Annotated in this window: 15 protein-coding genes and 1 riboswitch; of the genes, 11 read left to right on the top strand and 4 right to left on the bottom strand. The window is 70.6% G+C overall.

Annotated features, from left to right (window positions below):
- The first annotated feature begins 37 nt into the window (after positions 1 to 37).
- The 7 genes from ABD844_RS51375 (at position 38) to ABD844_RS51405 (ending at position 6,665) form a co-directional block, all read left to right on the top strand.
- Complete coding sequence (locus ABD844_RS51375) at positions 38 to 1,303, top strand: LCP family protein (RefSeq protein WP_344897076.1); 1,266 nt, start codon at positions 38 to 40, stop codon at positions 1,301 to 1,303.
- A gap of 40 nt (positions 1,304 to 1,343) precedes the next feature.
- Entirely contained in the window at positions 1,344 to 1,949 is a 606-nt protein-coding gene (locus ABD844_RS51380) for a TenA family protein (protein ID WP_344897079.1), read from the top strand.
- A gap of 30 nt (positions 1,950 to 1,979) precedes the next feature.
- The gene (locus ABD844_RS51385) at positions 1,980 to 2,858 is read left to right on the top strand and encodes an Fpg/Nei family DNA glycosylase (protein ID WP_344897082.1); all 879 of its coding nucleotides are present in this window, start codon (positions 1,980 to 1,982) and stop codon (positions 2,856 to 2,858) included.
- Between the two features lie 43 nt (positions 2,859 to 2,901).
- A complete protein-coding gene (locus tag ABD844_RS51390) occupies positions 2,902 to 3,225 on the top strand; it encodes a rhodanese-like domain-containing protein (RefSeq protein WP_344897085.1) in 324 nt (107 codons plus the stop codon).
- A gap of 112 nt (positions 3,226 to 3,337) precedes the next feature.
- The gene (locus ABD844_RS51395; protein WP_344897088.1) at positions 3,338 to 3,994 is read left to right on the top strand and encodes a response regulator transcription factor; all 657 of its coding nucleotides are present in this window, start codon (positions 3,338 to 3,340) and stop codon (positions 3,992 to 3,994) included.
- A gap of 2 nt (positions 3,995 to 3,996) precedes the next feature.
- Positions 3,997 to 5,136, top strand: coding sequence for a sensor histidine kinase (locus ABD844_RS51400; RefSeq protein WP_425568804.1), 1,140 nt, complete (start codon positions 3,997 to 3,999; stop codon positions 5,134 to 5,136).
- 87 nt (positions 5,137 to 5,223) lie between these two features.
- Positions 5,224 to 5,337, top strand: a riboswitch (TPP riboswitch).
- Positions 5,328 to 6,665 (top strand): purine-cytosine permease family protein, encoded by a 1,338-nt coding sequence (locus tag ABD844_RS51405; protein WP_344897094.1) that lies wholly within the window; start codon positions 5,328 to 5,330, stop codon positions 6,663 to 6,665. Its footprint overlaps the riboswitch before it by 10 nt.
- On the opposite strand, the gene ABD844_RS51410 is transcribed toward ABD844_RS51405, so the two are convergent.
- Entirely contained in the window at positions 6,625 to 7,203 is a 579-nt protein-coding gene (locus ABD844_RS51410) for a methylated-DNA--[protein]-cysteine S-methyltransferase (RefSeq protein WP_344897097.1), read from the bottom strand. The genes ABD844_RS51405 and ABD844_RS51410 overlap by 41 nt on opposite strands.
- A gap of 94 nt (positions 7,204 to 7,297) precedes the next feature.
- On the opposite strand from ABD844_RS51410, the gene ABD844_RS51415 reads away from it, so the two are divergent.
- Positions 7,298 to 9,166, top strand: a complete 1,869-nt coding sequence (locus ABD844_RS51415; RefSeq protein WP_344897100.1) for an ATP-binding protein — start codon at positions 7,298 to 7,300, stop codon at positions 9,164 to 9,166.
- Positions 9,167 to 9,320: 154 nt separating this feature from the next.
- Complete coding sequence (locus tag ABD844_RS51420) at positions 9,321 to 9,740, top strand: ATP-binding protein (RefSeq protein ID WP_344897169.1); 420 nt, start codon at positions 9,321 to 9,323, stop codon at positions 9,738 to 9,740.
- Here ABD844_RS51420 and ABD844_RS51425 read toward each other — a convergent pair.
- From ABD844_RS51425 to ABD844_RS51435, 3 genes are all read right to left on the bottom strand, one after another.
- Positions 9,724 to 10,365: a YidC/Oxa1 family membrane protein insertase gene (locus tag ABD844_RS51425; RefSeq protein WP_344897103.1), complete on the bottom strand. Its 642-nt coding sequence runs from the start codon at positions 10,363 to 10,365 to the stop codon at positions 9,724 to 9,726. The two genes, ABD844_RS51420 and ABD844_RS51425, sit on opposite strands and share 17 nt — an antisense overlap.
- 136 nt (positions 10,366 to 10,501) lie before the next feature.
- Entirely contained in the window at positions 10,502 to 10,699 is a 198-nt protein-coding gene (locus ABD844_RS51430; protein ID WP_344897106.1) for a DUF6412 domain-containing protein, read from the bottom strand.
- The gene (locus ABD844_RS51435) at positions 10,699 to 10,872 is read right to left on the bottom strand and encodes a hypothetical protein (protein WP_344897109.1); all 174 of its coding nucleotides are present in this window, start codon (positions 10,870 to 10,872) and stop codon (positions 10,699 to 10,701) included. Before ABD844_RS51435 ends, ABD844_RS51430 begins: the two co-directional genes overlap by 1 nt.
- 94 nt (positions 10,873 to 10,966) lie before the next feature.
- Between ABD844_RS51435 and ABD844_RS51440 the strand changes: the two genes are divergently transcribed.
- Entirely contained in the window at positions 10,967 to 11,662 is a 696-nt protein-coding gene (locus tag ABD844_RS51440; RefSeq protein ID WP_344897112.1) for a response regulator transcription factor, read from the top strand.
- The gene (locus ABD844_RS51445; protein WP_344897115.1) at positions 11,662 to 12,801 is read left to right on the top strand and encodes a sensor histidine kinase; all 1,140 of its coding nucleotides are present in this window, start codon (positions 11,662 to 11,664) and stop codon (positions 12,799 to 12,801) included. The genes ABD844_RS51440 and ABD844_RS51445 overlap by 1 nt, the downstream gene beginning before the upstream one ends.
- The last annotated feature ends 36 nt before the right edge of the window (positions 12,802 to 12,837 follow it).

Genomic DNA, 12,837 nt, shown 5'->3' on the forward strand with positions numbered 1-12,837 from the left:
GTAGCGTTTATGGCAAAGCGAAGGGAAGAAGGCGAAAGTGTCTGAGGACGACCGGACGCGGGCCATGCGCTCGCCGGGCGACGGCCGCCCGCTGCCACAACGGCCCGCTGACGGCCTGCGTTCGGGAGGAGCGCCCGCGCACCGGATGCCCGGCGGAGGGCCGGGAGCCCCCACGCACCAGCTTCCCAACGCGGCCCCCCAGGGTCCTCCCGAGTCAGGGCCCAAGCCCGGCGGCTCGCGGGTGTACGGGCGCGAGCGGTCGGGCAGCAGCCCGATCAAGCCGCTCAGGTCGCGCCGCGAGCCCTCCGAGAGCGGTCCACCCAGTCCCCGTGGTCCTGGCAGGCGGATCTCCGGCAGGACGGTTCTGAAGATCGTCGCCGGTGTGCTGGTCGTGCTGCTCGTCACGGTCGTGGGATTGTTCTTCTGGGTCAACTCGCGGCTGGCCGGCATCGACGGTGTGCTGGCCGACTACGAAGGGCGGCCGGCCGACACTCCCGGCACCAACTGGCTGCTCGTGGGCTCCGACAGCCGCAAGGGCCTCACCGCCGCCCAGCGCAAGAAGCTGGCGACCGGGCAGGCCGCGGGGCAGCGTACGGACTCGATGATGTTGCTGCACATCCCCGAGGGGAGCGACAAGCCCACGCTCGTCAGCCTGCCGCGCGACTCGGCCGTCACGATCCCCGGCAAGGGGCGCGACAAGCTCAACTCCGCCTACGCCCTCGGCGGCCCCAAGCTGCTGGTGCGCACCGTGGAGAGCGTGACCGGGGTGTACGTCGACCACTACATGGAGATTGGTTTCGCCGGGTTCGTCGACATCGTGGACGCCGTGGGCGGGGTCGAGATCAACGTCCGGCAGGCCGTCGACGACCCCAAGGCGGGGCTGAAGCTCAAGAAGGGCACGCAGGTGCTCAGCGGCTCCCAGGCGCTCGGCTACGTACGCACCCGCAAGGGCGGCGCGCTGCCCGACTTCGAGCGGACCAAGCGGCAGCGGCAGTTCCTCAGCGCGGTCGTGAAGAAGGCCGCCAGCCCGGGCGTGCTGATCAACCCGTTCACCGCGATCCCGCTGGCCTCCAGCGCCACCGCGGCGGTCGAGGTCGATTCGGGGACGGGGGCGTTCGACATGCTCTCGCTCGGCTTGGCCATGGGCGACAGCCCGGTGACCACGGTCGTGCCCTTCGGCGGCAACGAGGCCGTCCCGAGCGGTGGCACGGCGGTCAAGTGGGACCGTATGAAGGCGCTGGCGCTGTTCGACGCGTTGAAGAACGACAAGCCGGTGCCGAAGGACGTCATCGACGCCGGCTGACCTCAGCCGACGACGGCGACCCGCCACTAATCTCCCAGGCATGAGCGTTTCGGAGAAGTTGCACGCAGTCGGGCGGCCGTTGCTCCAGGCGCAGCTCGATCACCCCACCGTGGCCGGGATCGGGCGTGGCGACCTGCCGGAGCCGGTGTTCCGGTCGTGGCTGGAGCAGGACTACCTGTTCCTGCTGGACTACGTACGGGTGTTCGCGCGGCTGGCCTGGCAGGCGCCGGACGCCCACCTGGGCGACCTGGTGGACCTGGCGCACACCACGTTCCACGACGAGCTGAGCCTGCACCGGTCGTTGTCGGCCGGGTTCGGGGCCGATCTGGAGGGCGCGGTCAAGGGGCCGGCGTGCGTGGCGTACACGGGGTTCCTGCTGGAGTCGGCGGCGTCGTACGGTGAGGGGCTGGCGGCGCTGTACCCCTGCATGTGGGGCTATTCGAGCCTGGGCAGGATCCTGGCGGAGCGCCCGCCCGCCGAGCCGCGCTACCGGGCCTGGGTGGAGACGTACGCCGATCCCGGGTTCGCGGCGCTCACGGTGCGGATCGCGCAGATGATCGACGAGGCCGATCCGGACCCGGCGCGGGCGCAGGCCCTGTTCGAGGAGGGGATGGCACACGAGCTGGCGTTCTGGGACGTGCCGTAGACGGTCGGGGGCGCATCGTACTCTGGTGGCATGCCCGAACTTCCCGAAGTGGAGTCTCTCACCCACTTCCTGCGCGAGCGGGCGGTGGGCCGCACGATCCTGGGGGTCGACGTGGTCGCCATCCAGGCTCTCAAGACGTTCGACCCGCCGGTCACGGCGCTCGGCGGGCTGACCGTCATGGCCGTGGCTAGGCACGGCAAGTTCCTCGATCTCGACTGCGACGGCCTGCACCTGGTCATCCACCTGGCCAGGGCCGGGTGGCTGCGCTGGCGCGACGACCTGTCGGGGGCCAAGCCGGTGCGGCCGGGCAAGGGGCCGCTGGCGGTACGCGTACGGCTGGCGCCCGACGAGGAGGGCCTGGCGCCCGGGTTCGAGCTGACCGAGGCGGGGACGCAGAAGCGCCTAGCCGTCTATGTCGCGAAAAATCCGGACGACGTGCCCGGCGTCGCCGCCCTCGGCCCCGACCCGCTCGACGAGTCGTTCACCGTCGACGCGCTCAAGCAGATCGTGGGCGGCAACCGCACCCAGATCAAGGGGCTGCTGCGCGACCAGAAGGTCATCGCGGGCATCGGCAACGCCTACTCCGACGAGGTGCTGCACGCCGCGCGGATGTCACCGTTCAAGATCGCGGCCACGCTGACCGACGACCAGATCGCCGACCTGCACGAGGCCATCGTCACGACGCTGCACGACGCGGTCGAGCGGGCCCACGGGCTGGCCGCCAAAGACCTCAAGGCGGAGAAGAAGTCGGGGCTGCGCGTGCACAACCGCGCGGGGCAGCCCTGCGACGTGTGCGGCGACACGATCAGGGAGGTCTCGTTCGCCGACTCCTCGTTGCAGTACTGCCCCACGTGCCAGACCGGCGGCAAGCCGCTGGCCGACCGCCGCCTGTCCAGGCTGCTGAAATAGCCGCTAAGCGACGTGTGCCGGCGCGACGCGAGATGATGGAGACATGACCGTTCCTGAGATCGAGGCCGCCGCCGTTCCCGCCGACGTCTACCTGCTCGACGTCCGCGAGCAGGACGAATGGCGGGCCGGCCACGCCCCCGACGCCGTGCACATCCCGATGACCGAGCTGCAGGGCCGGGTCGGGGAGGTTCCCGCAGACCGTACGGTCTACGTGGTCTGCCGGGTGGGCGGCCGGTCCCTGCAGGTCGCGGCCTGGCTCAACCAGCTCGGGCACGAGGCGGTCAACGTCGAGGGCGGCATGCGGTCGTGGGAGTCCGCCGGCCGTCCGATGGACAGTGAGACCGGGCAGCCGCCCTTCGTGGCCTGAGGGCCGCAGGCCGCGCACCATAGGCTGGGCGGCATCGGAAGTGGTTACGTCCGCGTTATGTGGTGCCCGCGATGATCGCGGCATTCAGCGCTCTGATGAGGGGGTGACGTTCGTGCGCGTGTTGGTCGCCGAGGACGAGAGGATGCTCGCCGACTCGATCGCCGAGGGCCTGCGGGGCGAGGCGCTCGCGGTGGACGTCGCCTACGACGGGGAGGAAGCCCTGGAGCGGCTCGGCGTCAACGAGTACGCCGTGCTCATCCTCGATCGCGACCTGCCCGGCGTGCACGGCGACGACGTGTGCAGGACCGTGGTCCAACGGCAGTGGCCGGCCAGGGTGCTCATGCTGACCGCGGCCGGTGACGTGCGCTCGCGGGTGGCCGGGCTGTCGCTGGGGGCCGACGACTACCTGCCGAAGCCGTTCGCGTTCGAGGAACTGGTGGCCAGGGTGCACGCGCTCGGCCGCCGTACCGCCAGGGCGGATCCGCCGATCCTGGAGCGGGCGGGCGTGCGGCTCGACTGGGCGCACCGGCAGGTGTTCCGCGACGGCGTGTACGTCCCGCTGGCCCGCAAGGAGTTCGGCGTGCTGGCCGAGCTGCTGCGGGCCGCGGGCACGGTCGTGTCGGCCGAGGAGCTGCTGGAGAGGGTGTGGGACGAGCACATCGATCCGTTCACCAACACGGTCCGCACCACGATGATGAAGCTGCGCAGGAAGCTCGGGGAGCCCCAGGTGATCGAGACCGTGCCCGGCGCGGGCTACCGCATCCCATGAGCGTGCGGTTGCGTTTCGCGCTGGCCTGCGCGGCGCTGTTCGCGGTGCTCGGGGGCCTGGTCCTGACGGGCGTCTACGTGGTGACGCGGCAGAGCCTGGAATACCGCAGCGGACTGCTCACCCCCAACGAGATCACCATCCACAACCGCGGCGTCTTCTATCGGGGCGAAGACTACTACGAGGTCGCGCGTAGCCGGGCGATACAGGTGGTCTCCGTCTATCAACGCGACACGCTCGCCAACGTCAGGAACATCGGCGCGCTGGCGGTGCTGGCAGGGGCGGGCGTGGCGTTCGCGGTCGGCTGGCGGGCGGCGGGCTGGGTGCTCCGGCCGGTCAAGGCGGTGACCGAGACCGCGCGGCGGGTGGCGCAGAGCCACGACCTGACCGAGCGCATCGCGTACGAGGGGCCGCGCGAGGAGGCCAAGGAGCTGGCCGACATCTTCGACACGATGCTGGACCGGCTGGCCCGCTCGTTCGACGGGCAGCGGCGCTTCGTCGCCAACGCCGCCCACGAGCTGCGCACCCCGCTGACGATCAACCGCACGCTGGTGGACGTGGCCGTGCGCCGGCCCGATGCCACGGACGACGTCAAGCGGCTGGGCGAGTCGCTGCTGCTGGTCAACGGCCGCCACGAGCGGCTCATCGACGGCCTGCTGGCGCTGGCCGAGGGCGAGCAGACGGTGCTCGACCGGCACTCGTTCGACCTGATGGACGTGGCCGACCACGTGCTGGACCTGGCCGCGGCCGAGGCGGCCGAGCGGGAGGTGACGATCCACCGGCTGCTCGACGCGGCTCCGACGATGGGCGAGGCGGTGCTGGTCGAGCGGCTGGTACAGAACCTGGTGGAGAACGCGATCCGGCACAACCACCCCAAGGGCGAGGTGTGGGTGACCACGCGGCAGCGCACCGAGCAGGCGGAGCTGGTCGTGGCCAACACCGGGCTGCAGGTGCCGGCGTACGAGATCGAGACGATCTTCCAGCCGTTCCGCCGGCTGCACGGCGACCGGCTGCGCTCGGAACGGGGCAGCGGGCTGGGACTCTCGATCGTACGGGTGATCGCCGAGGCGCACGGCGGCACGGTCGTCGCCCGGCCGCGTGACGAGGGCGGGCTGACGATCACCGTGGAGCTGCCCATCGGGTAAGGCCGCGCTGTCGGCGCCGGGGGGTGGCTGAGAACGGACGAATAGTGCATCATGGGGTCGCGCGCCGGGGTGATCTCCGGTTCGCAGACCGATCGTCGCGGGAGCTCGGGGTTCGCCGGGCTGAGAGGGCAGCCAGATCCGCTGCCGACCGCATGAACCTGTCCGGGTAATGCCGGCGTAGGGAGTGTGCGATGACGCATGGCGTCGAAGAAGTCCCGCTGACCCTCGAAGGCCGGCCGCCGAGGACCCTGGGCGTGCTCGACCAGGGCGCGCTCTGGGCGAACCTCGGTGTCAGCCTGCTGGGCTTCTCCGGGGCGCTGGTGCTGCTCGATCCCCTCGGCAACGCCCCGCTCAGCCTGGCCGCGGCGCTCGTGGCCACGGTGGTCGGCAGCCTGATCGGCACGGCCATGGTGGGCCTGTCGGCCGTGCCTGGCACGCGTACGGGTCAGCCGGCGATGGTGCTGCTGCGCGGGCTGTTCGGGGCCAGGATCTCCTACGTGCCCACGGTGCTGAACATCGTGCAGATGCTGGGCTGGGGCGCGTTCGAGCTGTGGGTGATCGCGAAGGGCGCCACCGCGATCTTCGGGTCGGTGCCGTACCAGGTGTGGGTGATCGTGGCGGGGGTGCTGACCACGGCGCTGACGATCTGGCCGCTCGGGTCGATCCGGCTGCTGCGCCGTTACGTCACCGTCGGCGTGATCGTCTCGATGATCTGGTTCACGGTGTTCTTCCTGCGCGAGGCCCCCGTGCACCAGGGCGGCGACTGGACGGCCTTCCCCGCCGCGGTCGACTACGTGATCGCGCTGTCGGTGTCGTGGGTGCCGATGGCCGCCGACTTCGCCCGCCACTCGCGTTCAGGACGGGCCGCGTTCACCGGCGTGGTGGGCGGCTACACGCTGGCCCAGGTGGCCTGCCTGGGGTTGGGCGTCTACGCGGTGGCCATCGCGGGCGCGGCCGGGGTGTCGGCCGACCCGACGTCGGTGTTCGGGCCGTTCGTCGCGGTGCCGCTGGGCGCGCTGTTCTTCGGCATCCTGGTGCTGCGTGAGACCGACCAGTCGTTCGCCAACGTCTACTCCACCACGGTGTCGCTGCAGAACCTGATGCCGCGCATGGACCGGCGCGTCTTCTCCGCCGTCATCGGCGTGCTCACCGTGGTGATCGCCCTCTTCGTGGACGTCAACTCCTACGGCTCGTTCCTCAGCGTGATCGGCGCGGTGTTCGTCCCGATGTTCGCGGTGCTCGCGATCGAGTACTTCGTGCTGGGCGGAGCCGGCCGCTGGAACACCGCGCAGGACGCGCCCTCGCGGTGGGCGATGCTGGTGCCGTGGGCGCTGGGCTTCGTGGCCTACTGGCTGACGACCTCGACGCCGACCGTGCCCGCCTGGGACGGGCTGTGGGCGGGCCTGCGCGAGGCCATCGGCTTCGCCCGGCAGCCGTGGATGAACGGTGCACTCGGCGGGGCCTTGGTGGCCGCGCTGGTGACGCTGGTCATCGGCCTGCTGACGCGGCGGTCCGCCGCTCGACGTTGAGCAGGTGCTGCTTGGCGGGCAGGCCGCCCGCGTAGTCGCCGAGCTGGCCGTCCTCGCGCACCACCCGGTGGCAGGGCACGATCACGCACACGGGGTTGGAGGCCAGCGCGTTGCCGATGGCCCGCAGCGCGCGGGGGCGGCCGATGCTCTGGCCGATCTGCTCCAGCGTGGTGGTCGTGCCGTAGGGGACCGCCATGGTCTTCTGCAGCACCGTGCGGGCGAAGGTCGTGGCCAGCGTGAGATCGACCGGCGTGGCGAACGCCCGCAACCGGCCGGAGAAGTACGCGTCCAGCTCTCTGCGCACCGGGTCGAGCCGCCGCGCGTCGGGCCCGATGAAACTGCTCGCATGCCTGGCGATCAGCTCGAACACGTCGTTCTCCGGCTCGAAGCTGCACGCCGCGATGCCCTTGCCGGTCACGGCCAGCACGAGCCTGCCCACGGCGCCGTCGTAGGTGCCGAACGCGATGTCGGGTGGCGTTTCGCCCCGATAGCTGCTGGAGGTCACACGCAGCAGGGCATCGAGATCGTTGCTCGACATACCCCTCACCCTCCTACCGTCGGGAACCACCGTGACCGCAGCGTATCGGACCGATCGCCCGACGCGGCCACCGCGCCACGTGCACTATGGAGGTGTGGGGGACGAATGGGCCGGTAGTGACGATGAGATCGCCCGTGCGGCGCTCGCCAGCTCGCCCAACGCCGTCGTGGCGCTCGACAGGGACGAGAGCGTGCTGGTGTGGAACGCCGCGGCCGAGCGTCTGTTCGGGTGGACGGCCGATCAGATCGTCGGCCGCCGGGCGCCGATCGTGCCCGATGAGCTGGGCGCCGAGCACAACGCCGTGCTGGAGCGCGTACGCACCGGCGCGCCGGTCTCGCTGCGCACCAAGCGCGTGCACAGCAACGGTTGCCTGCTCGACGTCCGGGTGGACATCAGCGCGCTGCGCCTGGGCAGCGCCGTGGCCGGTTATGTGTGCGTGTACCACCCGGCCAGGGCCGACGAGATGGCCGAGCTGCGGATGGCGCGCAGGGCCAGGCTCGTGCGCCGGCTCACCGACGTGGTGGCCGACATCAACTCCGAGCTGGAGCTGTCCGCCGTGCTCGATCGCATCTCGGCGAGCCTCACCGAGCTGACGGGGGCGGACGCGGGCGGGTTCGTGCTCATCGAGGGCGAACGGCTGCGGCTCGTCAGCACCTACCAGTTACCCGAGTCGCTCAGGGGGGCCACCACCGGCCTGCGCACGAGCCTGGTCGACCGGCTCTTGCGCACCGGCAAGACCGTCCTGCTGGAGTCCGGTGGGCTCGACGACCTGGTGTGGGCGCGGCTGGACGGCCTGCACACGATCGCGCTCGGCCTCGCCGCCGTGGGCGGGCGCCCGTACGGGGCGCTCTACGCGTTGTTCGCCCGGCGCACGCCCGGGCACCTGGAGCTGGAGCTGCTGGAGCTGCTGGCCGGGCACGCGGGCATCGCCGTCGGCAACGCGGTGGCCTACCAGGAGGCGGTACGCCAGCGGGCCCACGAGCGGGCCGTGTTCGACGCCAGCGCCGACGGCATCGCCGTGCTCGACCAGGACGGCTGCGTGGTGCGCTGGAACCCGGCCGCCGCCGTGCTGACCGCGTTGCCCGGGGAGGCCGTCATCGGCGGGCCGCCGCCGTTCCCACTGCCCAAGGCGGGCGAGAAGGGCACCTTCCAGCTCGACAACGGCCGCTGGCTGGACGTCGTGAGCGCGCAGATCGAGGAGACGGGCGAGGTGGTCGTCGACTTCCGCGACGTGACCGCGGCCAAGGAGCTGGAGGAGGCCAAAGACCTGTTCCTGGCCACGACGAGTCATGAGCTGCGTACCCCGATCACGATCGTCCGGGGATTCGCCGGCACGCTCGACTCGCGCTGGGACGAAATGAGCGACCCCGAGCGGCGCGCGGCCGTGCACATGATCGCCGAGCGGGCCCGGTCGCTGGCCGAACTGATGGATCACCTGCTGCTCGGGGCCAGGGCGGGGGCCGACGAGCTGAAGGTGCGGATCGAGGAGTTCGACCTGGCCGAGCGGATCGACGGGGCCACGCTGGGGCTGCCCGAGCTGTCCGACAGGCACCGGGTCGAGGTGGAGATCGCGGACGGGCTGCCCCGCGTGCTGGGAGACGCCCTGGCCACCGACATCGTGCTGGGGCAACTGCTGGAGAACGCGTTCAAGTACTCGCCCAAGGGCGGACTGATCAGCGTGTCAGCCTGGCCGGAGGGCGGCAGCGTCGTCGTGGTGGTCGACGACGAGGGCGTCGGTATCGCCCCGACTGACCGGGAAAGGATCTTTGAAAGGTTCGTCCAGGTGGACAGCGGCGACCGGAGACGGTTTGGTGGAGTGGGGCTCGGGCTCTACATCGTCCGCAGCCTCGCCAGGGCACAGGGAGGAGACGTCAGCGCTCATCCGCGACCGGGAGGAGGCACGAGAATGCGACTCGTGCTCAGACGCGCGTCCACTATCGGATCCGACACACCGATGCGGTAACGAGGTGGTCACGGTTGCGCTGGCCTATCGTCCAATGTGTACAAGCTGTGATCGAGATGCGGTTTCTGGGATCGAGTAACGGGGCATTTCGGTCGTACCGGGGAGTGTTCCCGCGGGGGGCACAGGGAACGGGGAGGTGGGTGTGTCAAGCGTGGTGCTGCTGCCGTACGCGCCGTCCAGCGTTGCCGTTGCCCGCCAGCGTCTGAGCACTGATTTGCATGATTGTGGGGTATTTACCGCCGCTATTGACGATGCGGTACTCGTGGTGAGCGAGTTGCTGAGCAACGCGCTGCGGCACGCGCATCCGCTCCCGTCGGGGATGGTGCGGGTGGCGTGGCTGCGCAGCGACGATCACATCGAAGTAGCGGTGAGTGACGGGGGAGCGGCCACGGAGCCGCGGGCGGGCCGCCCGACCCTGTCCTCGCTCGGGGGCCGGGGGCTGGGCATCGTGGAATACGTCGCGGAGAGCTGGGGGGTCCGGCACGACGGTGACACGACCACCGTCTGGGCGATCCTGCCCGCACCGAGCCAGTCGGTGAACGGGCAGGTCGCGGCACTCAGAGAGGCCGGCTAGCGAGCACGGCCCGCTCACTGACGGTCCACGCCGTGGACACGAGCAGGTAGAGCCCGGCGGCCAGCGGGAGCACCAGCGTGGCCAGCACCGAGCCGTACGGCAGCAGCCGCATGATCTTCTTCATCGTCTCCGGCTGCTCCTCGGCCACCTTGATCTGCCTGGTCGACAGCCACGCCACCACCGCGACCAGGGCGATGACCAATACGAAGACCAAAACTGGCATGCTGACCAGACCGTAATTAGCGATGACTCCGGCCACATGCTGCCCCAGCGGAGCCCCGAACAGATCGTGCCCGGCGAGCGCGGTCGGATGCGTGGCGACCCGGTACATCAGCCACATGAACGGCAGTTGCCCCAGCATCGGCAGGAACCCGGCGAACGGCGAGGTGCCTTCCTTGGCGTAGAGGGCGTTCAGCTCCTTGGCCAGCCGCTCGGGGTTGCGTTGGTGGCGCTTCTGCAACTCGCGCAGCTTGGGGGCGAGCCGCTCGCGGATCTTCATCGTGCGCGCCTGGCGCACGTTGAGCGGCAGCAGCAGGAGTCGTACGGCGAGGGTGAACAGCACGATCCCGAGCGCGGCGCTGCCGCCGGACATACTGATGACGAACGTGACAAGAGAATCGATCATGAGCCCTGTTTTCTGAAAGTGGACCAAGGGGCTCACTCGTCACCGTCGAAGAACGTCGAAGAACGTCGAGAAACTCGACGGGATGCCGCGGGAACGGCCTGGTAAGCCCCGCCTGAACGTGGAAGGCGGGGCGGGCCTAAGGGGCTCGTGGACGTGACCGACCGGCCGCGTCAGGATCGCGCTGCCGCTGGAAGGCCGTGCGGCGCGCGTAGGCCAGCGGGAAGCTCGGCGGCTCCCCGCTCAGGGTGGGCAGCAACATGGCCGCCCATGTGGCCAGCAGCAGGATCGCCAGCATGGTGATCCCGATCAGCCACGGGTCGAACAGCAGTTGCATCAGCTCGAACGCGAGGACTTGCCGACGAGCGTGACGGCGACGAACACGATGACGGCGACGACGCCGACGATCAAGACCAGCTTGATCAGACCTGCCAGCATCGGCAGCAGGAAGTTGAACAGCACGAAGAGACCCAGCAGGGCCCCGAGGACGAGCATCACGACTCTACTCATGCAGCCACCGTACGTCCTTGGGGGATGGTCTGCGAGCCTTACGAAGCGATGACGTACACCCCACTTCCGGGCAGGGCGGCCGTACCGTGAAGGGGTGAGCACGCGCATCCTGGTGGTGGACGACGACCCGACGGTGTCCGAGGTGGTCGCGCGTTATCTGGAGCGCGACGGGCACGAGGTCGAATGCGTCGGCGACGGCGCGGAGGCGCTGCGCAGGGCGCTGGCGCACCCGCCGGACCTCATGGTGCTCGACCTCATGCTGCCCAAGATCGACGGGCTCCAGGTGTGCAGGAAGCTCCGGGAACGCTGGCCGGTCCCGGTGATCATGCTGACCGCGCTCGGCGAGGAGATCGACCGGGTGGTGGGGCTGGAGACCGGGGCCGACGACTACGTGACCAAGCCGTTCAGCCCGCGCGAGCTGGCACTGCGCGTGCAGTCGGTGCTGCGGCGGGCCCGCGGGGCCTCCGTCACCGGCGGCACCGGGGTGCTGCGCGACGGTGACCTGACGGTGGACGTGGGGGCCCACGAGGTACGGCTGCGGGGCGCGGAGGTGCTGCTCACGGCCAGGGAGTTCGACCTGCTGGCCTATCTCGTGCGCAACCCCCGGCAGGCGTTCAGCCGGTCGGCGCTGCTCAGCCAGGTGTGGGGGTGGTCGTTCGGCGACTCCTCGACCGTGACCGTGCACGTGCGGCGGCTGCGGGAGAAGATCGAGCCCGACCCGACCGAGCCGCGCAGGATCGTCACGGTGTGGGGGGTCGGCTACCGGTACGAGCCGCTGGAGGACTCCTGATGCCCGCGTTCCCCGTGGTGCGGGCCGGTCCCGCCGCGGTGGCGTCGGGTGAGCTGCCCATGGTCGTGGCTGTCACGGCCGGGCTGGGCCTGCTGGTCGCGCTGGCGGGCATCTGGGTGATGGGACGGCTGCGTACGCGCTCCATCGGCGTGATGCTGGCCGTGGTCGTGGTGGTCGCAGTGGTGGCCACGCTGGCCGGCGTCGTGTCCATCATCACGAAGATGATCATCGAGGGGCCGACCAAGGACTTCGTGCTCAGCGTGGTGGCCGTGGGCGGGCTGGTGGGGCTGGGGGTGGCGTTCGTGCTGGCCAAGCGGGTGGTCGGGGAGAGCAGGCGGCTCGTGGCGGCCGTGCGGCACGTGCCGTTCGTCGCCCCCCGTCGGCTGCCCGCCGAGTTGCAGACGATCGCGAACACCCTGGAGGAGGCGTACGCCAGGGAACGCGCCCTGGAGGGGGCGCGGCGGGAGCTGGTGGCCTGGGTGAGCCACGACCTGCGTACGCCGCTGGCCGGGATGCGGGCCATGGCCGAGGCGCTGGAGGACGGGGTGGTGTCCGACCCCGAGACGGTCGCGCGCTACCACGGGCAGATCAAGCTCGAGGTGGAGCGGCTGTCCGCGATGGTGGACGATCTCTTCGAGCTGTCGCGCATCCACGCGGGGGCGCTGCGGCTGTCGCGGGCCAGGATCGGGCTGTCCGACCTGGTCGCCGACACGCTGGCCGGTGCGGAGCCGCTCGCCCGTGCCAAGGGGGTCCTGCTCACGGCCGAGGCGTCGGCCGCCGTGCCCGTGGAGGCCGACGCGGGCGCCCTGGGGCGGGCCCTGGGCAACCTGGTGGTCAACGCCATCCGGCACACGCCGTCCGACCGGAGCGTGGTGCTCAGGGCCGGGGTCGATGCGGAGGGGATGGCCTGTCTGTCGGTTACCGACTGTTGTGGGGGGATACCTGAGGAGGATCTCCCCCGGGTGTTCGAGGTGGCCTTCCGGGGGGAGACGGCTCGTACTCCCACCGCCGACGGCGGGGCCGGGTTGGGGCTGGCCATCGCGCAGGGGATCGTGGAGGCGCACGACGGGGTGATCGGGGTGGTCAACGACGGGCCGGGGTGCCGGTTCGAGATCCGGCTGCCCATGGTCGGCGGGTGATGACCGCCCGTACGTCCGCCCACGCCCGCGGGAGTT

The sequence above is a fragment of the Nonomuraea antimicrobica genome (genome assembly GCF_039536965.1).
GTDB lineage: Bacteria > Actinomycetota > Actinomycetes > Streptosporangiales > Streptosporangiaceae > Nonomuraea > Nonomuraea antimicrobica.